Origin of the sequence: Brevibacillus centrosporus, from assembly GCF_003710815.1 — a bacterium.
Taxonomy (GTDB): Bacteria; Bacillota; Bacilli; order Brevibacillales; family Brevibacillaceae; genus Brevibacillus; species Brevibacillus centrosporus.
In genome coordinates this window covers 103,137-123,023 of sequence record NZ_RHHP01000026.1, presented here as the reverse complement: position 1 = coordinate 123,023, position 19,887 = coordinate 103,137, and the positions used below count along the sequence as shown (strand labels likewise).

The window sequence follows — 19,887 nt, the reverse complement described above, 5'->3', positions numbered from 1 at the left end:
CGGACGCTGTCTGTTTCTTGTTCACAGTAAAAACAGCGATATTTCACCAATTCAATCCCTCCTCGAATCGTTTCAAGAGTAACGATAGATATCTTCTCCATCTATATTGTTGCGTAATACATAAGGGTAATATTTGGTGGGTAACGCTTCCATTGCTCAACTACGAAGAAGTTCCTAAGCGCTATGAGGATGGAACGTGTAGAGCTACAGCAAAAGCATCATATGAATTATTATAAAAAACTTGGCCAGGCTCAGGTTCGATTTGTTGCTAACTTCCTTTCCTTTCGTGGAAATTCAAACCCCCCTCTAAGGAAGTGGGTCTTAGAGGGGGGAAGCCCTTAACTCAAGCGTGAACGAGCTCGGGGGTTTGTAAATGAAGTGGCGGTGGCACTAACCATCCTTTTTCCTTATTGATTCTTAGAAGTCTACCACCAAACTGAGCTTTTGCCGTGTGGAATTGACCAAACATCATCCCGATATCTTCTCGGATGGCTTGCCCCATGATTTGGCTACACGTTATCAAGCCAGCTGCAATATCTCTGGAAACACCAGCTGCAATTTCTGGGTCATTGAACCGGGCGCCAACCGGTATGCTCTCTAGGTTCGCGACAGGGCGTTCAGGTGGGGATGGAGGTAATCCAACGCTGTTAACCTTCAGAAGATCCTCTACCTGACGGATTTCCTGCCTCATACTTTGGGTAAGGTCTTCCAAAAAGTTTTTCAAGTCCTTATCACCAGTATGGTTGATGAACGTCTGATAACCTACAAGCAAGCCTTTCGTGGTAGAAAGATAACTCCATATACCGAAGACTTCACCGTAATGCATGGGTTCATTTTGAGGATTGCCACTTAAAATTCCCATTAACGTCCTCCCAGAATTCATTAATGTTGTAAGGTCCATGAGTTCTCCTTGCTTTTCATTTTGACCCATCTATCATTGTTCGTCGGGAGAAGAGAATTTAGTAAGGGAATTTCAAGCAACGTTTTCGTAAAAAAGTCAAGCGAGGGGCAAAAAAAGAAGCCAACTCTTCCATGGGAGAAGAGATTGGCTTTTTCCAATTGGAAAATTCTATATAGATGGAGGATGGAAACTTACTTCAGAACTGCCGCCGGCTAGAAGAAACCGGATGATACTGCTTGCTTCTTACAGATCGTAGTACAGCTCGTATTCTTTCGGATTCACGGTGCGCTCCACTTGTTGGATTTCTCCGCGCTTCAGAGAGATCCAGCCTTCGATCAGTTCTTTCGTGAATACGCCGCCTTCCAAGAGGAACTCATGGTCAGCTTCCAGAGCGAGCAATGCTTCTTCCAGAGAGCCTGGGGCGCTCTTGATTTCGTGCTTCTCAGCATCGGACAGGTCGTAGATGTTTTTATCCATAGGACCAAAGCCCATTTCGCGTGGGTCGAGCTTGCGCTTGATTCCGTCCAGACCAGCCATCAGCATGGCAGCGAATGCCAGGTAAGGGTTAGCAGTAGAGTCAGGCGTACGGAACTCGATACGGGATGCTTTTGGTGTAACAGCAGCTACCGGGATGCGGACTGCAGCAGAACGGTTACCTTTGGAGAAGACCAGATTTACTGGAGCTTCATAGCCAGGAACCAGACGTTTGAAAGAGTTGGTGCTTGGGTTGGTCAAAGCGATCAGGGCAGGTGCGTGGTGCAGAATGCCTCCGATGTAGTGCAGAGCAGTTTCGCTCAGGTTTGCGTAACCACCTTGCTCGTAGAAGAGAGGGGTGTCGCCGTTAAACAAGCTTTGGTGAACGTGCATGCCGGAACCGTTGTCGCCAACGATTGGCTTTGGCATGAAAGTAGCCGTTTTGCCATGTTTGGCAGCTACGTTGCGCACGATGTATTTGAACAGCAAGAGATTGTCAGCAGTACGAGTCAAAGTGTCGAAGCGGAAGTTGATCTCGCCTTGACCAGCAGTAGCTACTTCATGGTGATGACGCTCAACATACATACCCGCCTGGGTCATCAGGGTGCACATTTCGTTGCGGATGTCTGCTTGCGTATCTGTAGGCTGTACAGGGAAGTAACCGCCTTTGTTGCGAACTTTGTAGCCGAGGTTTTGTCCTTCTTTCCCTGTGTTCCAGAAAGCTTCCTCCGAATCGATATGGAAGAAGGAGCCGGATGGACCGGAATCATAGCGTACGGAGTCAAACAGGAAGAACTCGGACTCAGGACCAAAGTAAGCCGCTGTAGCTACACCCAGTTGTTGCAGATAAGCTTCTGCTTTCAGCGCGATGCCGCGTGGGTCGCGATCGTATGGAGTATAGTCAGGGTTTACGATGTTACATACGATGTTCAGCGTTTTCGCTTCTACGAAAGGATCGATGAAGGCAGTTGCCGGATCAGGCATCGCCACCATGTCGCTCTCTTCGATGGATTTGTAGCCAGTCAAGCTGGAGCCGTCGAAAGCAACACCGTTGCGGAAAGTTCCTTCGTCAACTGCGTAGGCAGGGACGGTGACGTGATGCTGGCGGCCGAGCATGTCGACGATGCGGAAGTCAACGTATTCGACTTTTTCAGTGTCAATGGTGGACAAGACAGATTTCATATCCAAGAGAAAACACTCCATTCACGAATTATTTTTATTTGAAGAAAAGTAAAGTTCGTTTTTTAATGTTATTTTATATTTGGAATTATACCGACTACCGACATCGTTCGTCAAGAGGTTTTCTAACGTTTTGTGTTAGAATTTCTAACATTATATTGCGGGGTTCAGAAAAGAGTTCCGTTTTTGTAGAATATAGACGAACTGTTTGATTAATAGTGGAGGGGATAGCGAATGAAAGTACTGGTCTTGGGCGCAGGTGGAATCGGGGGCTATTTCGGAGGAAGACTGGCAGAAAAAGGAGTAGATGTAACCTTTCTCGTTCGGGAGCGTAGATACAAGCAACTTGCGGAAAACGGACTTCGCCTCCAGAGCATCCATGGAGATTTCCATCTGGAGCGGCCGCAGTTAATGAAGTCAGGTGAGGAAGGTGGACCGTTTGATGTAGTCTTGTTATCCAACAAAGCCTATCACCTCGAAGAAAGCATCAACGACATCGCTCCTTACATCGGAGAGAAGACCGTAGTGATACCGCTCCTGAACGGAATAGCCCACATGGAACTGTTGTGGGAGCGCTTTGGCCGCGAGCGTGTACTGGGTGGCTTGTGCTTTATTGAAACGACTTTGAATGCGGATGGCGATGTCGTGCAGACGAGCGCAACCCACGAAACCGTCTTTGGGGAGTGGGAGGGTGGACTGAGCGAGCGTGTGGAGCAAATCGCGGAGGCGTTCAGTGGCATCAACGGTTCCATGCGGGCCAGTACCAACATCCAGCGCGACGCCTGGCAGAAATATTTGTTCATTACGACGATGTCCGGCATCACGACCTTGATGAATTCCGCTGTCGGTCCGATCCGCGATTCCTTATATGGAATGGAATTGACGCGCCAGCTGGCAGAGGAATGTGCCTCGGTCATTCGTGCGCTGGAAGCTCCGATCCGTCCAGACATCGTCGACAAGCAGATGGAGACGTTCCAAAAGCAGGGAGCTGCCATGAAGTCATCTATGCTCCGGGATATGGAGAAAGGCTTGGCGGTCGAAGGGGATCATTTGCAAGGCTATCTTTTGGAGCATGCAGAAAAACGGGGCTTGTCCACACCTCTGCTGAAGGTTGTTTACAATAATTTGAAGGTATATGAACAGAAGCGGAGTGCAGGCAAATAAGGTATAATAAGTGGGCATGACGTCATTTGAAAAATTAGGAGGGGTATAGATGGAAGTCATCAAGATTTCCCCCCGCGGATATTGCTACGGTGTCGTAGATGCCATGGTCTTGGCACTTCGGACAGCGCAAAACTTTGACCTTCCACGCCCGATTCACATTCTGGGCATGATCGTTCACAATGCTCATGTTGTGGAGGCGTTTGAAAAACAAGGAATCAAGACCTTGGATGGAGAGGACCGGCTCGCCCTGCTCGATCAGGTGAACGAGGGTACTATCATTTTTACGGCACACGGTGTTTCACCGGAGGTACGCAAAAAAGCGCGCGACAAGGGACTGACTGTCGTGGACGCGACTTGCCCGGACGTGACGAAAACACATGATCTGATACGTGAGAAAGTGGCAGACGGCTATCATGTCCTATACATTGGGAAAAAAGGACATCCCGAGCCAGAGGGAGCGATCGGCATCGCACCGGAAAAGGTTCACTTGGTGCAAAAGCTGGAGGATCTGGACGCTTTGGAGGTACCCACTGACAAGGTCATCGTGACCAACCAGACGACGATGAGTCAATGGGACGTGAAGCATCTCATGGATGCGATCGTCAAACGTTTTCCTCGCGTAGAGGTGCACAACGAAATTTGCCTGGCCACGCAGGTGCGCCAAGAAGCTGTCGCGGAGCAGGTAGGAGAAGCGCAGCTGTGCATCGTGGTCGGGGATCCGCGAAGCAACAACTCGAACCGCCTCGCGCAAGTGTCCGAGGAAATTGCCAGCGTGCCTTCCTATCGCATTGCGGATCTTTCGGAGCTGGATGTCGAGTGGTTGAAAGGCAAGCAGCGCGTAGCCGTTACTTCGGGAGCTTCCACACCTACGCCATTGACCAAGGAAGTCATTGCGTATTTGGAGCAGTTTGATGAAAGCAATCCGGAAACATGGGAGAAGAAACGTACCGTTAACATGGCGAAAATATTGCCGGCGGTGAAATAGGGGAGCGAAATGTCAGAATCTCTTTCTGGAAGATTTCTGGGTGGCGCTGGAGGCAGATACGTCAGCTTCTGCGCCCTCTACCTCTTTATTTACTACGGGTTCGGGGCGTTTTCTCCGCTCATTACCCAGTATTACAAATCCATTCATCTAACGGGTACCCAAATCGGAATGATCAGTGCGGTTGCACCTGTCGTTTCTATTGTTGCCCAGCCGATGTGGGGGATGATTTGTGACCGCTTCCAAATACGGAAGGCGGTTCTTTTGGGTACTCTCCTTGCTTCTGGCTTGGTGGGGCTTTTATTCACCGCTGTATCCACTTATGCTTTTGTCTTTCTTTTGTACATCCTGCTTTCCTTTTTTCAAAGTGCTATTATTCCGGTCTCGGACAGCTTGACCTTAAATTATACGAAAAAGCATCAGCTTCAATTTGGTGACATTCGGATGTGGGGAGCTGTTGGCTTCGCTCTTGCAGCTTTTGTTACCGGCCTTTTCGTGGAGCGGTGGGGGCCCTCTGTTCTGTTTATCTCGTATTGTCTGGCGCTGATCACGGCGCTTTTGTTTTTGATGCGTTTGCCGGGAGAAGTGACCGAATCTTCCCGCTTTACAGTCAGCATTTTTAAAGGCATGAAGCAGCTGCTGCGCATTCCACGGTTTTTGCTCTTCCTGCTGGCGTCTTTTTGCATGTTTGGTGCGGTCAATGCGAATAACATCTGGTTTTCTCTGTACTACCAGGAGATCGGTGGGACGGTGGCGGGTGTAGGCCTGGCTTTCCTGCTGTTTGCGGGGAGTGAAGCTCCGTTCATGAAGCTGGCGGGCTACTTTGTCCGAAGGTGGGGGATTGAAACGACCCTGCTGGGGGCTGCGATCTTTTCCGCCATTCGCTGGTTCTGGTACAGCTCAGCTCCCAGTACGACAGCTGTTCTGTTGATCTTTTTTATTCAAGGTGTTTCGGTGGGCTTCTACCTGGCGACAGCGGCGCAATTCGTGAGAGAAAACACGCCCGCTTCCCTACAGGTAACAGCACTCGCCGTTTTTTTCTCTGTGGGAAGCGGTTTGGGAACGATGCTCTGTAATCTCTTGGCGGGGTGGATCAAGGACGAGTTTTCCACGCTGGCCATCTACCTGTTTTTCGGAGTGGTGACCACGCTTGGCATCCTTCCGCTCCTCGTGATTCGCTTTGGTCCATGGAAACGGGTAGAGCAAGACGAAGGCGTGAGTGCTACTCAATGATCAGCTTGCCTTGATAGCCGGTCTCTGGATAGCCGGGGGAGTCGGACACAAAGGAATACTCCCCTTTTTTCTCCGCAGAAAATTGAAGCATGGTAGACTGAGTGGGCTTAAGCTCGGTCGAGGTGACATTGAGATCGCGGATCGCGAGGTTATGCGGGCGTGTGTCGGTGTTGACGATCATCAAAGAGACATGCTCTCCCTCTCGCACGGCGATCTGATTGGGTAAGAAGCCGGCACTGGAGATCGTCACGGTTTGTGTACGCTGTGCTGCTGCATAGGAAGTATGTAGTCGATATTCATGGTGTGTCCCGAGTAGCAAGATCGTCACCGCCAAAGCGATGAGGGGGTAACGCAACTGCCGGAACCGCAGACGAGACATAGTACTTCAGCTCCTTTTGCGGGCTATATTCCTGGGTGAATTATCTATTATCCTGTCCTCGTAAGGTTTTGGATAAACTGGAAAAATGCGCCGGCGCACTTTTGCCTTGTCAGAGGGAACGGGAAATAAAGAATAGAAAGTATAAAGAGAGTATATTGAAGTAATCCGCTTTTTATAGTAGGATTACTTTACTTTTACAGATAGGAATTATAAGATTCCTATCCAGTATAAGAGCAACTACGGCTCCGCCATAAGCTTGGCGCAGCCAAGTTTTCTAACTTTTTTACACAATATTCTCTGTTTTTACCCCGACGACAAAGGAGAAGAGGGCTATGAAGTACGGCTTTTGGTTACCGATTTTTGGTGGATGGCTCCGAAATGTAGAAGATGAAAAAATGCCGCCGACGTTTGAATACGCCAAGACGGTCATTCAAGCGGCAGAGCGATGGGGATACGATACGACTCTGATTGCGGAACTATACTTGAACGATATAAAAGGACCCGAGGCGGACTCGCTGGAAGCCTGGTCGACTGCTGCGGCATTGGCTGCAGTTACGGAAAAAATCGAAATCATGACAGCGGTACGCCCTGGATTTCACAATCCGGCAGTCGCTGCAAAAATGGCAGCTAACATCGATCGCATCAGCAATGGACGCTTCACTTTGAACGTCGTATCTGCATGGTGGGAAGAGGAAGCCCGTCAATACGGTGGCATTTTCACCGAGCACGATGAGCGCTATGAACGCACCATGGAATTCCTCGATGTGCTAAAAGGGCTGTGGACGGAGGAAACCTTCAGCTACCACGGCAAGTTCTACGATATTCAGGATGCCAAACTGGCGCCGAAGCCGGTTCAGCGCCCAAATCCGATCCTGTACGCAGGTGGAGAAAGCGAGCGCGGCAAGCAGGTCATTTCCGCTACATGCGACGCGTATGTGATGCATGGCGGGACTACGGAAGAAGTCGAACGCAAGATTCAAGACATGAAAGCGCGCCGCGAGCAGACGGACAAAGCGCCGTTCTCTTCTTTTGGGATGGCCGCCTACGTCATTTGCCGTCCGACCGAGGAAGAAGCGATGGAAGAGCTGGCACGTATCACGGATGTTAAAGAAAACAGCGGCTATGCAGGCTACCAGGACTTCATCAACAAGTCGCAGCTTGAGCAGCAGATTCAATTGCGTGATTATTCGGTATCGAACCGCGGCTTGCGTCCAAACCTGGTTGGTACACCACAGCAAATCGCTGAACGCATTTTGGCGTATGAAAAAGCGGGTGTAGACCTGCTGCTGCTCCAGTTCTCTCCACAGCTGGAAGAGATGGAGCGCTTCTCCAAAGAAGTCATGCCAGTAGTTGAAAGCTTGCGTGCCGAGGCAGCAGCTACTTTATCCTAGTCCATCCCGCCAGACGGGCAGTGAAACAGAAAAGAGGAGAAACGAACGATGAAAAAGATCTACGTCATCCATGAAAACAGCGAATGGACCGTTCATTTGACCAAGCGTCTGCAAGAGCTGGGATTGCCTTATGAGGAATGGCATCTGGACGAAGGCTCCGTTGATTTGACGGCAGAACCGCCAACTGGTGTGTTTTACAGCCGGATGAGTGCTTCGTCACATACACGCGACCACCGCTATGCACCTGAGTTGACCTCTGCTGTTTTGAACTGGCTGGAAAGCCATGGCCGCAAAGTGTTTAATGGGACGAGCGCTCTTCGTCTGGAAGTGAGCAAAGTTGCCCAATACCTCGCTTTGACAGGTCATGGAATCCGCACCCCTCGCACAATCGCGACGGTAGGCAAAGAGCAGCTGCTGAAAGCGGCAAAAGCATTTGAAGGACAATCCTTCATTACAAAGCACAATCGCGCCGGAAAAGGACTTGGCGTGCAGCTGTTCCACTCCCTGCAAGGGCTGGAGTCTTACGTGAACGGGCCGACCTTTGATGAGCCGGTGGATGGTATCACCCTCATTCAGGAATACATTTCTGCACCGCAGCCATTTATTACTCGCTGTGAGTTTGTAGGCGGGAAGTTCGTGTACGCTGTGCAAGTCGATACCTCCGAAGGCTTCGAGCTTTGCCCGGCGGACGCTTGCCAGATCGGCGACCTGTTCTGCCCAGTAGGAGAAGAGGTGCCGACCAAGCCGAAATTCCAGATCGTGAAAGACTTCCAGGATCCGATCATCGAGAAATATGAGAGCTTCCTGGCTGCGAATGGCATTCAGGTAGCAGGGATCGAGTTCATCCGCAACCAATCAGGCGAGATCTTTACGTATGACATCAACACCAACACCAACTACAATTCGGACGCAGAGGCTGCCGCTGGAATCTACGGCATGCTGGAAGTAGCCAAATTCCTGGGCCGCGAGCTGGCGAGTGTAGAGGAAGCGGAAAAGGTCGAGGCGTAAAAAATAGGAGAAGCACGGAAAGTCCCCTGAAATCAGAAATGAGCAGGGGGCTTTTTCTATAGATATGAATACCCTCTATCCTTTCAAATACTCGTCCGATAAAGAATATAGCTACAGTAAGAAAAAAGGATGAAAAGTCGATGGCATATCTTGTAGGAGTCCTCTTGTGGGTCGGGCTTATAGGTTTTTGCATTTATAACTGGTATTCAATTAATCCAAATAGCTTCATGTTTGAAATAGCTTACTTTTCCACCTGATTACAATGAACGAGAAAGTCACAGTAAACTGAATAACCTTTTTTTGTTTTCAAACCAGCGTTCGTGATTATACTACCTGCATCTATCCATAATGGATGTTCTCAGCAGAATCAAAACTAAAAAACCACCCATTTAAGCGAAATGGCATAGCAACTGACAAAAGTTTGCTATGCCATTTTTCCTTATTAAATAAGTCTTTATGCCTTTTGTTTCTGGAATTGGCAACTGAAGTGACACTAAAATAAAATTTCCATAGATTTATGGAAAATATAAATCTGTGCCGAATCAAAGTCTTTTTCGCGTCAATATTCATGTGTTTCGGGTGCAAAATTTGCACCCGAAAACCGAACCTGTTACATTTAAGGGTGGTTTTAATTTTGATGCTTTCTCTCCTGAAAAGTATATTAGTCTACTTTAATGCTTTTCTCGATGTCTTCTTCGTCAAAAAATCCGAAACTAACATGGCTATATTCTTCTGAGTTTTTCTTGTTCTCGAATAAGACGCCCTGGTCTCCGTTAATTGTATAATAATTGCCACTCTCGCCTTCTTTTAAATATAAGTAAATTTCCTGTTTTGCTGTAAATTCAGCTACTTCATCAGAATAAACCCTGTATCCATTAACTTCTCCAATGTCCTGATTAACCATAATCTCTTCATTTTTTAGCGCCTTGTTTCCTTTTAATACATCTTTCACCTTAAATGTTGTACTTGTTAATACATATTTTCGGTCTTCTTCATTAGTTAGTTTTGATTTGTTTTTAACTACTTTTGCTTTTACAACTAGATCAGCCTCTTCTGATAATTCGGTCAAATCGTCATATGTATTGGCCCAAGAATAATCAATCTCTGTTTCAACGTCTAATTCATCCCCAAGATATTCTTGTGGTACATTATACAACAATTTATACCTTGCATTTAATGGTTTAGTGTCAACACTTTGCGGAGAACTTGTCCGTTCTTGTCTGTCAACTACGGTTTCAGGGACCATTACAGAAAACTGCTGGGTTACCGTATTGTTGTGTTTGAGACCTAAACCGTGTCCAATCTCATGAGTTGCAACACCTAATTTACGACCGCTTGGGTAACTATCTGTAAAACTAGTATTTAAAAAAACTTCTGCACTGACAATGTAGCCTCTTGAATTTTTTCTTGTATAGCAAATCCCATCGTATGATGCACCCGTTTTATAAACCGTACCAGCATAGAATTTCCCTAGCTTGGATGTACTACTGATGGATAAGTTAGATAGTCGATCCCATTGATTTAAAGCATCAGTATAGATTTGGTCATAAGTTGAATCTCCAGTACTTACTGATATCTTCAAACTATCACTTCTCCAACTTCCATTAATAGGTGTGTCAGCGGCAAAAGCAGCATTGGAAACTGTGGTCAATATTAATAGAAACGTTCCACTTGTGATAACTGGTTTTAGTACCTTTAACATAAACACAACTCCTCTTGTATATGGGATTTTTTACAAATATTGTTATAATATATATTATTAAACAATAGTTGTCATTTTTTTATTTCTATATCTTGAATAGGCTACTGACGAAATTAATCAATTGACGGTTATGTTGCACGGTTGCACGGGAAACTTAGTTAGTATAAATCAAATATAGAAGTCATTTTTTGTACGAACTGAAGTGCAAAGGCCGTTGTTTTTACAATGAATTAATATTGAATAGCCACTTTTTTTATTTCTCCGTTATAAGAGGACTAATATACGATTATTCATAATTTTAACAGTTGAGCTAACATTTGTTAATTTTATGTATTTCTTGAAACATTAGCGAATTTCATCCGTCAAATGATTACAATGTTTGGAGGCGAAAATAATGAAGCTAACGTACAAGTTTTGGTTGCTCTTTATTATCATTACATGTTTCGCTTTCCTAATGTTTCCAGTTTTTAAGGTAACAGAAGAACAAGCTATTCAAATGGTAAAGGACGAATATGAGGATGTTCATTACGGACCAATTATCATTTCGTCCGTTAATCAAAAAGGCGCTTATTACGAAATTAAATGGACTCGTGAAAGTAACTGCGAAGGGGGGACTGTTAAAATTCATATCCTAACTCGCCAATTGGAAGCCGAGCATCGTATTTGTTAGAAAAGATGTGACGGTTAGAACTGCTTGGCGTAATAGTGAACGGGATCCTTGGTAGCTCGCTTCATTGGGTTATTTCGTTCTCGTATTTTAGTATAAAGAAAAGTTCAAACCTATGTTCATTACACTCGGCATACTTGTGTTGCTGTGTTTCGTTCTTGCGTATCCGCTGTTGTGATAAGTATCAGGTTGAGAATAAGAGTAGAGACCTTGATAGGTATAGTGTGCTTAGAGGTGATTGTGTGTCATGGTTAACATTCCACCGTTGTTAAAGATTTTCATGCTTAACTTCGTGGCTGGTATCGCGATTCAGATCGTAATCCCCATTTCCTATATACTCGTCTTTGGCTTTGGGGGTCCGGTATTAACATTATCTCCAGCAGAAGAACCCCCGTTTCGTCCGGAAACACCACCTCTACCTCCTATTGAGACGCAAGCAATTGGAATTTTTATAGTTATCTTGTATATCTGTTTACTCATTTTTGGGAACAGGTTGTTAATCTCTGACTCCCCGTATAAATTCGAATATCGTTTTGTTGCGATTATAGGCTTCGCAATAGGGTTTTTACTTTTCTTTGGGTACGTTACATAAATTTCAGTAGCAGGAGCGGTTCTTTGCTTCCGCTCCACCACCGTAGCTTCATAGACCCCTTAACAAACGACGCGGATGATTTTCCGCGTTATTTATTTGCTAGTTAAATTGTCACAAGCAGTACATTGTCACACATAGTAATATGTGATAAATTGAACCCAGAGGTGAACATGATGGGGGAAAGCAGTATCAGCAGTGACATGATACGCGGACATCTCGATGCGATCATTTTGCGCGTGTTGTCCGAAGGGGATAATTACGGCTACGAAATCATTAAGGCGATCGCCAAAAACAGCGATGGTCAGTACGAGCTGAAGGAACCGTCGCTCTATACCAGCTTGAAGCGGCTGGAAGCCCAAAAGCTGATCTCCTCCTACTGGGGGGACGAGACACAAGGGGGCAGGCGCAAATACTACAGGCTCACTGGGGAGGGCGCTGAGGCTTATGAAAAAGCACTTGCGGCCTGGAAAGTAGCCAGAGCGTTGATCGATCAACTCATGGAAAGGCAGGAATGAGTACATATGGACAAAATACAGCAGCATGTGGACCGCCTGTTTCGTCCTTATAAAGGAAGCAAGCAAGCTCAAGAGCTCAAGCAGGAGATTTTGAGCAATCTCCAGGCGCGGGTCGCTGATATGACGATGAGTGGAGTGAGCAGGGAAGCGGCAATAAGCAGCGCCATTGCCAATATCCCTTCTATTGCTCATCTGCTAGATGAAAAGCCGCGTGTTTTTCTGTATCGATTTTGGGTGGAGTGGGTTCAGCGAGTGCTCCTGTTTACTCTGATTGCATGGATCGTGACCATGCCGTTTCGGTTCGTAGGCAATGGGACGGGCAGCAACACGCTGCTTATGTTCATCGCCCTTGGAATCGGGATCGTATATGGGGGACTCCTGCTGCTCAAACGATACGATAGGAAAACAGGAGGGATGAACGTACAGGCGGCTTTGCGACTAAGAAAAATCGGTTGGCTGCTCTGGGTGCTTTTGATGGGGGTATCGCTGTTTTACACGACAGCTCTGCACTTTGGCAGCAATCTGTGGTTTTCTCGACCCATCCACATTTCGGGACCGTATCAATTTGCCAATGTCGCAATCGATTACTTGAAGCCTTTCGTCACCCTCCTGATTCCGCTTGCTCTTCACATGGTGCCAAAGCTGTTGATGAAATACGAAGTGGGGGAAGAGGATGGCTGCACGGAATAAAGTCATTGTGGCACTCGCGATGGTAGGCGTTCTGCTGCTCGTCTACATCCATTGCGTGCTCATACCAAACAAGCTGGAAAGAGAGCGCCGCTACGAGCTAGAACAGCAAAGCCCGCTGACTCATGATGTCAGCACCATTCTGCCCTACAAGAGCCAGTACATGGGGGACGCGTCCAATCTGACGAACCTCTATGCACACCTTCCGCTCAACGGGGTAAAAAGAACGTTTCAGCTGTATCCAGATGATTTGACGCTGGAGATCAACTATTTGGAGAAGGCCGCTGATGTCGGGGAGGAGCAGGTGAGCTCTGCGTTGCTCTACAACTCGATCGCTGCCTTTGCGTTGATCGATAATCTGCAGACGATTCGCTACCGTTTTCCTGATGCGATCTATCAGTTAACACGCGGGGATATGAATCAGCTCCTTCACGTAGATCTTGCAGCAGACCTCTTGGAACAGCAAACGTGGAAAAAAGAAGTGCAGGGACGAATTAAAGAATGGACGAAGGAGAGCTCTCGCTTTTGGCAGTGAGGGCTCTTTTTGCTTTCATTCACGATAGGGATTTACTTTTATCGATAAAAATATTTTGAAAAAGGAATCCTAGACAGTGTATAATGAATTTAGAAAATTCTAACCAATCTATGTGCAGGTAAGAAAGGGAGGATTTATTTGGATCAGCAGACCGCAATGATGAAGAAGCTGTCGGAGGTAGATGGGGTTGCAGGCGATGAATACGCCGTACGCGAGGTCATGAATCAATATTTGGAGGGAATCTCGGAGGAAATCGTGACCGATCATTTAGGCAGCGTGCTCGGGGTAAAAAAAGGGGTGGAAAACGGACCGAAAATTCTCCTTGCCGGTCACATGGACGAAGTAGGCTTTATGGTTTCCAGGATTACCAAGCAGGGCTTCCTCAAATTTCAACAGCTAGGGGGCTGGTGGCCGCATACACTGCTTTCCCAACGCGTAAAGATTCGGACGAAAAATGGCGATGTCATGGGTATTATCGGTTCAAAGCCACCTCATATTCTCACACCGGAGGAAAGGGAAAAAGTAATACCGCTCAAGGACTTGTATATCGATATTGGCGCGAAAGACAAGGAAGAAGCGGAGGAAATGGGCGTTCTGCCGGGTGATAGCATCGTGCCTTGCTCGGAATTTTTCACCATGGGAAAAGGAGATTTGTGGGTAGGAAAAGCCATCGACAACCGCATCGGGTGCGCGTTGGCCATTGAAGTGCTGGCTGATTTGCAGGACAAAGCGCATCCGAATGTGATCTATGCCGGGGCAACCGTCCAGGAAGAAGTCGGCTTGCGGGGAGCAGCGACGATGGCGAATCTGGTGGAGCCCGACATTGCCTTTGCCTTGGATGTAGGAGTCGCTTACGATACACCGGGGCTGGAGAGCCATGAAGGCCCGAGGGTGGGAGAAGGTCCGACTGTGGTGCTGCTCGACTCTTCCATGGTATCCCATGTCGGCTTGAGACGCTTAGTTGTAGAAACTGCCAAAGAAATCGGCGTTCCGCTGCAATTTGAAATATCGATGGGCGGAGGTACGGACGCAGGAAAATTTCATGTAAACGGGAAGGGGTGCCCATCCCTAGCGATTGGGTTTGCTACCCGTTACATTCACTCGCATCAGGCTGTAGCTTCCCGTTCCGATTTTATGGCTGCGAAAAAACTGCTGCTGGCGGTTATTGAAAAGCTGGACTGGGAAACCGTACGGAAGCTGCAAACGAAGGGGTAATTTCTGATGAATCGGAAGGTTATTCCAGTACCCGAAGCCGACTTTGACTCTCTTGTCACCCTGATTGGAAATGCCTACCCTGGTCTGAAGCTAAATACGGCGGACAGCATCCGGAGCTTTAAAGAAAGAATGCTAAAAACGTTGGCAGACGACTCTGGCTCGCGTATTTACGGCGTGTATGAAGAAGAGCAATTGTTGGGCACCATGCGCCTTTATGATTTTCAAATGAATCTGTTTGGGGTGTCGCTGCTCGCCGGAGGAGTCGGCATGGTGGCAGTAGACATGCTGCATAAAAAAGAAAAGGTAGCAAAGGACCTCGTCGAATCCTATCTCCGCCATTATTTGGACAAGGGGGCAGCGATGGCGCTCCTGTATCCGTTTCGCACCGACTTTTATAAAAAGATGGGCTTTGGCATGGGGACAAAAATGAGCAAGTATCGTATTCCCCCGGGTAATTTCCCGAAAGGCGCGGGGAAGGCCCATTTGTTCTTTGCCAAACCGGATGATAGTGGGGAGATCGCGGCTTGCTATCAGCGCTTTATGCGCACGGTAAACGGTCTTATAGAAAGATCGCGGGAGGAGCTCTCCCGGCTGGTGGAGCATCCAGATCACAGGACCGTCTGCTTTCGGAAGGACGGCAAGGTTCTGGGGTATATGGTGTACACATTCAAAAACATCAACGAAGAAAACATCATGCAAAACGATTTGATCATCAAGGAGTGGGTATACGAGACACCAGAAGCGCTGCAGGAAATGTGCAGCTTTCTGCACTCGCAATCCGATCAAATCAATCGCGTCGTCTTTTACACGCAGGACGAATACTTTCACTTTTTGTTTGATGATCCCCGCAATGAGACTTATCGAGTCCTGCCTCATGTTTATTTGGAAAGCAATACGCAAGGGGTCGGGGTCATGTATCGGATCTTATCCGTCAAGCGATTCTTTCAACAGGTTGCCCATCACTGCTTCGGGGGCCAGACACTGACGCTTGCGCTTACGGTGAGGGATACGTTTTTGCGGGAGAATCACGGCAGTCTGACGATTCGCTTTGAGGAGGGCTATCCGGTTATCACGGATGACGCTGCAGGCGATGTTGTGATGGAGGTGGATATCGCCGAGCTGTCGTCCCTGGTTATGGGAGCCGTTACTTTGAAAGGACTGCTCAAGCATGGTCTGGTGACGCTCTCGGACATGGCTTATGCGGATCAGCTGCATCAGCTGTTCCTCACCTCGGAAAAACCGATGTGCATGACGGCGTTTTAGAAGCGGGCAGGAGAAGAAAAAAGCACCGGATTCTTCATGAATCTGGTGCTTTTCTATGACGCTGCGTGTTAAAAGAACAGCTGCAAAATACTGTAGATGATCGCTGAGATCACAGCAGAGATCGGGAGGGTGATGAACCAGGTAATGACAATCCGTTTGGCGATTCCCCAGTTGACTCCCTTTAACCGCTTGGCTGCACCGACTCCCATGATCGCGGATGATATGACATGCGTGGAGCTTACCGGCAGGCCCAGCTGCGTAAACGTAAAGATGATGGAAGAAGAGGTAATGTCGGCTGTTGCTCCGTTAATGGGCTCGATTTTGGTGATTTTGCCGCCTACCGTTTTAATAATCCTCCAGCCGCCTACGGAGGTGCCCAGCCCCATGGAGATGGCACAGATGAGCTGAACCCAAAAGGGGATCGTATTCGCATCCGATTGAATATCGGCGGCTACCAGTGCAAAGACGATGATGCCCATCGCCTTTTGTGCGTCGTTTGTTCCGTGTGTGAAAGATTGGAGGGCAGCTGTGAGGATCTGAAAGTAACGGAAGCGTCGGTTGACCTTGGATGGAGGCGTCGGAATTTTACGGAACAGGAAGTAAAAGATATTCATAAGCAAGTAGCCACCAAGTAATGCGATGACCGGGGATAGAATGAGTGCCTCGAAGATTTCTCGAAAACCGCTCCAATTGATCGTGCTTCCACCCGCCGATATGAAAACGGCTCCGACAACAGAACCGATGAGCGCATGAGAGGAGCTGCTGGGAATCCCGTACCACCAGGTGACGAGATTCCAAAAGATCGAGGCCAGCAAAGCAGCGATTACGATCAGCACGCCGTATTCCAGCTTGGCTGGATCAGCGATTTTGCCCCCGATCGTCTTAGCGACACCTGTGAAGGCTAGCGCACCGATGAAGTTCATGACAGCTGCCATGACGATGGCGATGCGGGGTGGCAGCGCCTTGGTAGATACGGTCGTCGCAATCGCATTCGCCGTGTCATGAAAGCCGTTGATAAAGTCAAAGGAAACGGCTAACACAACGACGGCGACGATGAAGGGAAGGCTCGTGTGCATGGGCAGTGTCTCCTTGGATTTATGTATTGCTCATGATGACTGTCTCCATCGCGTCAGCGACGTCTTCACAGTGGTCCATGACTCCTTCCAGCACCTCGTAGATCTCTTTGAGCTGGATGATGTGAATGGGATCTGTAGAGGAATGGAAAAGCTCGCGAATGCTCCGGCGTACCAGCTCGTCTCCCGTACTTTCCAGATCGTTGATGCGGATGATGTACTCCCGCATCTCCGACAGCTTCTGATGACGCAGCAGATCCATGGCAAGCAAAATTTGCTGGGAAGAGTCTTCAATGATTTGTCCGAATTTCACCATCGTTTCGTCCGGCTCCATGATGTCGTACATGTACAGGCGGGACGAGCAGGTCTCCAATCCGTCCAGCACATCGTCGAGACGAACGGCCAGCTCCATGACATCTTCGCGTTCGATTGCGGTAATAAACGTTTTGTTGATTCGGATGATGATCTCGTGAATCAGCTTGTCTCCTTTGGACTCGTAATCCTTCATGGTCTCGGAAAAGGTCTTCAGCGTCTCCATGGACGAGATCTTATATTCATTGAAATAAACGGCTGATTCATGTACATTCTTGGCGATTTCATATAGGTCTTCCAGCAAGGCATCTGTCTTGGTAAAAAGCATGGCAAACCTCCGCTTATAAATCCAACTAGGAGTATTTTGTTTGGAGGAGGTGCGGATTATTCACCAGACAGACGTTTAGAAGAAAAAGATCGACCATGCCATGTAGAGGGCAACCGCCCACATGATGATGGCAGACACCTTGTTCAGGACACCCAGCAGCCTTCCGGAAGGATCCAAACGACCTGCCATGCGCCCGGCAAGACACAGGCTGCAGAACCAGAGGCACGAAACCATTATGCACGCGAGCGTAAATCCCCATTTATCCGCTCCGCTGTAAGAAAGAGAGCTGGTACCGATGACGCCGATTGTATCGAGGATCGCATGAGGGTTGAGCAGCGATACGGATGCGGCGAACATCACCTGGCGTTTGGGAGAAAAGCGCTTAGCCTCCCTGGAATCCACAGCGGGGCGAGTGCGCCATGTCAAATAGCCCATGTACAGCAAAAAGCACACCCCGACGATATAAAGAACCATTTTCAGCCATGCCACGCCCAGCACAACGAGCGAGACGCCAAATACGGCGAGTAAAATCAAAAGGGAATCACAGACAGCGGCAGTGACCACGACAGGCAGGGCGCGCCACAGCGAGGGCTGCATCGCTCCTTGATTGAACACAAATACATTTTGAGCGCCAAGCGGCAAAATAAGTCCGAACGAAAGGACCAGTCCATGCAAAATCGCTTCCAACACGTGATGTTCCTCCTTGATTCAATTCGCTTCGTTCATTATGACGGGGTCAAAGGAAAATGTCTTCAGCCAATTGGTTTACTCCTAGGCCAACCAATTTTGTACAATGGGGAAAAGGAAGGGGAGGAATAGCGTGCTGACGATGGATTGGAAGCCGGACAAAGCCGTAGACATCCCGATCTATTTGCAGATTGTGGCTTATATGAAAGGGAAAATCGCTTCAGGCGACTGGCCTGTTCACAGTAAATTACCGACGCAAAGAGCGCTCGCTTTGGCATTTGAAGTCAATCGCAGTACCGTTGTGACCGCGCTGGAGGAGCTGAAGGCAGAGGGATTGATTGAGTCGACTGTGGGCAGCGGGACGAGGGTGAGCAACAATACATGGTCGCTCCTAAAGCCTACGCCTCCTCCTGACTGGCTAGGCTACGTCAAGGCCAGCAGCCACCCGTCCAATACTCCGACGATTCAGGACATCAATCGATATGAGTCAGATCCAAGCTACATCCGCCTGGGTACAGGGGAGCTTTCCCCTCAGCTGCTGCCAATGGCGCAAATGGAAGAGATCCTGGCGAGTATGCGAGGGGAAATGGCCCAGCTCGGCTATGCAGAGCCAAAAGGGCTTTTGCCGCTGCGTCAGGAAATCAGCAAGTACTTGCGAACGCGAGGAATAGAGGCATCGCCAGCGTCGATCCTCGTGGTCTCAGGTGCGCTGCAGGCCCTGCAATTACTCTCGCAAGGAATCCTGCAGCAAGGCTCCACGATTCTGGTGGAACAGCCATCGTATTTGTACTCGCTTCCGCTGTTTCAGTCTTCCGGCATGCGACTGGTGGGGGTACAGATGGACCAAGAGGGGATTCGAAGGGACGCATTGGCCAAACAAAAGCATAACCACCATGCGGCGCTGCTTTACACGATTCCGACTTATCACAATCCTACGGGGATACTCATGACACAGCGCAGGAGAGAAGAAGTTCTGGCTGCCTGTATTCGGGAGCGCTTGCCGATTTTGGAGGACGATGTGTACGGGGAGCTGTGGTTCGATGAGCTGGGTCCGCTTCCGCTGAAATCGATGGATTCCAACGGTCAGGTGCTTTATTTGGGCAGCTTGTCCAAAACGCTGAGTCCGGGGCTTCGGATCGGCTGGATCGTCGGGCCAGAACCCGTCATTGAGCGCTTGGCAGATGTAAAAATGCAAACGGATTACGGGGCGAGCAGCCTGTCCGCTTGGGTAGCAGCCAAATGGCTATCTTCAGGGAAATACGCAGCGCATATGACGGCTATACGCCAAGCCCTGCGAGGCAGGAGAGATCATGTTCTCGAACTTTTGAATCGGTGGTTCTCCGAGCTGGCTGACTGGCAAGTTCCGACAGGGGGATTTTATATTTGGCTGCGCCTGCGCCGTCCCGGGTCGATGCGCGCGCTGTTCAACAAAGCACTCGCAGCAGGGATACTGCTCAACCCAGGCTATGTATACGATCAGTCCGACAGCCACCATTTGCGCCTATCTTACGCGTATGCAGATGAGGATCAGCTGGAACAGGCTCTGTTTATACTGGCGCGTTTGCTGCAAGAGTAAGTCAAGGGGCATCCAGTTTCGGAT

The 19,887-nt window shown here is 48.5% G+C and carries 19 protein-coding genes; 12 read left to right on the top strand and 7 right to left on the bottom strand.

All coding sequences use genetic code 11. From position 1 onward, the window contains the following. Nucleotides 1-343: 343 nt before the first annotated feature. Nucleotides 344-862, bottom strand: coding sequence for a DUF3231 family protein (locus EDM55_RS20550; RefSeq protein WP_122961257.1), 519 nt, complete (start codon nucleotides 860-862; stop codon nucleotides 344-346). Nucleotides 863-1,144: 282 nt separating this feature from the next. Beyond that, nucleotides 1,145-2,563, bottom strand: coding sequence for a type I glutamate--ammonia ligase (glnA, locus tag EDM55_RS20545; RefSeq protein ID WP_092273134.1), 1,419 nt, complete (start codon nucleotides 2,561-2,563; stop codon nucleotides 1,145-1,147). Between the two features lie 225 nt (nucleotides 2,564-2,788). On the opposite strand from glnA, the gene panE reads away from it, so the two are divergent. Genes panE through EDM55_RS20530 form a run of 3 tightly spaced genes read left to right on the top strand, consistent with a single transcriptional unit; the run spans nucleotide 2,789 to nucleotide 5,933 of the window. Beyond that, complete coding sequence (panE, locus tag EDM55_RS20540) at nucleotides 2,789-3,718, top strand: 2-dehydropantoate 2-reductase (protein ID WP_122961256.1); 930 nt, start codon at nucleotides 2,789-2,791, stop codon at nucleotides 3,716-3,718. Between the two features lie 49 nt (nucleotides 3,719-3,767). Beyond that, nucleotides 3,768-4,703, top strand: coding sequence for a 4-hydroxy-3-methylbut-2-enyl diphosphate reductase (locus tag EDM55_RS20535; RefSeq protein WP_092273140.1), 936 nt, complete (start codon nucleotides 3,768-3,770; stop codon nucleotides 4,701-4,703). Between the two features lie 9 nt (nucleotides 4,704-4,712). Next, nucleotides 4,713-5,933, top strand: a complete 1,221-nt coding sequence (locus tag EDM55_RS20530) for an MFS transporter (RefSeq protein ID WP_092273143.1) — start codon at nucleotides 4,713-4,715, stop codon at nucleotides 5,931-5,933. Here the strand turns inward: EDM55_RS20530 and EDM55_RS20525 are convergent. Next, complete coding sequence (locus tag EDM55_RS20525; protein WP_092273146.1) at nucleotides 5,923-6,312, bottom strand: cupredoxin domain-containing protein; 390 nt, start codon at nucleotides 6,310-6,312, stop codon at nucleotides 5,923-5,925. The genes EDM55_RS20530 and EDM55_RS20525 overlap by 11 nt on opposite strands. A gap of 332 nt (nucleotides 6,313-6,644) precedes the next feature. Between EDM55_RS20525 and EDM55_RS20520 the strand changes: the two genes are divergently transcribed. Continuing rightward, nucleotides 6,645-7,703 (top strand): LLM class flavin-dependent oxidoreductase, encoded by a 1,059-nt coding sequence (locus EDM55_RS20520; protein WP_092273149.1) that lies wholly within the window; start codon nucleotides 6,645-6,647, stop codon nucleotides 7,701-7,703. A gap of 48 nt (nucleotides 7,704-7,751) precedes the next feature. Then, nucleotides 7,752-8,711, top strand: a complete 960-nt coding sequence (locus EDM55_RS20515) for an ATP-grasp domain-containing protein (protein ID WP_092273153.1) — start codon at nucleotides 7,752-7,754, stop codon at nucleotides 8,709-8,711. Nucleotides 8,712-9,372: 661 nt separating this feature from the next. Here the strand turns inward: EDM55_RS20515 and EDM55_RS20510 are convergent. After that, complete coding sequence (locus EDM55_RS20510) at nucleotides 9,373-10,413, bottom strand: zinc metalloprotease (RefSeq protein WP_122961255.1); 1,041 nt, start codon at nucleotides 10,411-10,413, stop codon at nucleotides 9,373-9,375. A gap of 394 nt (nucleotides 10,414-10,807) precedes the next feature. Between EDM55_RS20510 and EDM55_RS20505 the strand changes: the two genes are divergently transcribed. From EDM55_RS20505 to EDM55_RS20475, 6 genes are all read left to right on the top strand, one after another. Further along, complete coding sequence (locus tag EDM55_RS20505; RefSeq protein ID WP_092273159.1) at nucleotides 10,808-11,083, top strand: hypothetical protein; 276 nt, start codon at nucleotides 10,808-10,810, stop codon at nucleotides 11,081-11,083. Nucleotides 11,084-11,845: 762 nt separating this feature from the next. Beyond that, on the top strand, nucleotides 11,846-12,187 hold the full coding sequence (locus EDM55_RS20495) for a PadR family transcriptional regulator (protein ID WP_092273165.1): 342 nt from the start codon (nucleotides 11,846-11,848) through the stop codon (nucleotides 12,185-12,187). A 6-nt stretch (nucleotides 12,188-12,193) separates the two neighbouring features. Beyond that, entirely contained in the window at nucleotides 12,194-12,877 is a 684-nt protein-coding gene (locus EDM55_RS20490) for a permease prefix domain 1-containing protein (protein WP_092273168.1), read from the top strand. Further along, nucleotides 12,861-13,409, top strand: a complete 549-nt coding sequence (locus EDM55_RS20485; protein ID WP_122961254.1) for a DUF4825 domain-containing protein — start codon at nucleotides 12,861-12,863, stop codon at nucleotides 13,407-13,409. Before EDM55_RS20490 ends, EDM55_RS20485 begins: the two co-directional genes overlap by 17 nt. Before the next feature lie 138 nt (nucleotides 13,410-13,547). Beyond that, nucleotides 13,548-14,624 carry a M42 family metallopeptidase gene (locus tag EDM55_RS20480; protein ID WP_122961253.1) on the top strand — a complete coding sequence of 359 codons (1,077 nt, stop codon included), beginning with the start codon at nucleotides 13,548-13,550 and terminating at the stop codon, nucleotides 14,622-14,624. 6 nt (nucleotides 14,625-14,630) lie between these two features. Next, nucleotides 14,631-15,887, top strand: a complete 1,257-nt coding sequence (locus EDM55_RS20475; protein ID WP_122961252.1) for a GNAT family N-acetyltransferase — start codon at nucleotides 14,631-14,633, stop codon at nucleotides 15,885-15,887. 68 nt (nucleotides 15,888-15,955) lie between these two features. Here the strand turns inward: EDM55_RS20475 and EDM55_RS20470 are convergent, their stop codons facing one another. From EDM55_RS20470 to EDM55_RS20460, 3 genes are all read right to left on the bottom strand, one after another. Then, the gene (locus EDM55_RS20470) at nucleotides 15,956-16,963 is read right to left on the bottom strand and encodes an inorganic phosphate transporter (protein ID WP_092273180.1); all 1,008 of its coding nucleotides are present in this window, start codon (nucleotides 16,961-16,963) and stop codon (nucleotides 15,956-15,958) included. 19 nt (nucleotides 16,964-16,982) lie between these two features. Next, nucleotides 16,983-17,600 carry a DUF47 domain-containing protein gene (locus EDM55_RS20465; RefSeq protein WP_092273183.1) on the bottom strand — a complete coding sequence of 206 codons (618 nt, stop codon included), beginning with the start codon at nucleotides 17,598-17,600 and terminating at the stop codon, nucleotides 16,983-16,985. 75 nt (nucleotides 17,601-17,675) lie between these two features. After that, on the bottom strand, nucleotides 17,676-18,290 hold the full coding sequence (locus EDM55_RS20460) for a LysE/ArgO family amino acid transporter (RefSeq protein ID WP_092273186.1): 615 nt from the start codon (nucleotides 18,288-18,290) through the stop codon (nucleotides 17,676-17,678). A 130-nt stretch (nucleotides 18,291-18,420) separates the two neighbouring features. Here EDM55_RS20460 and pdxR point away from each other — a divergent pair, with 130 nt between their 5' ends. Then, nucleotides 18,421-19,863, top strand: coding sequence for a MocR-like pyridoxine biosynthesis transcription factor PdxR (pdxR, locus tag EDM55_RS20455; RefSeq protein WP_122961251.1), 1,443 nt, complete (start codon nucleotides 18,421-18,423; stop codon nucleotides 19,861-19,863). Nucleotides 19,864-19,887 lie beyond the last annotated feature (24 nt).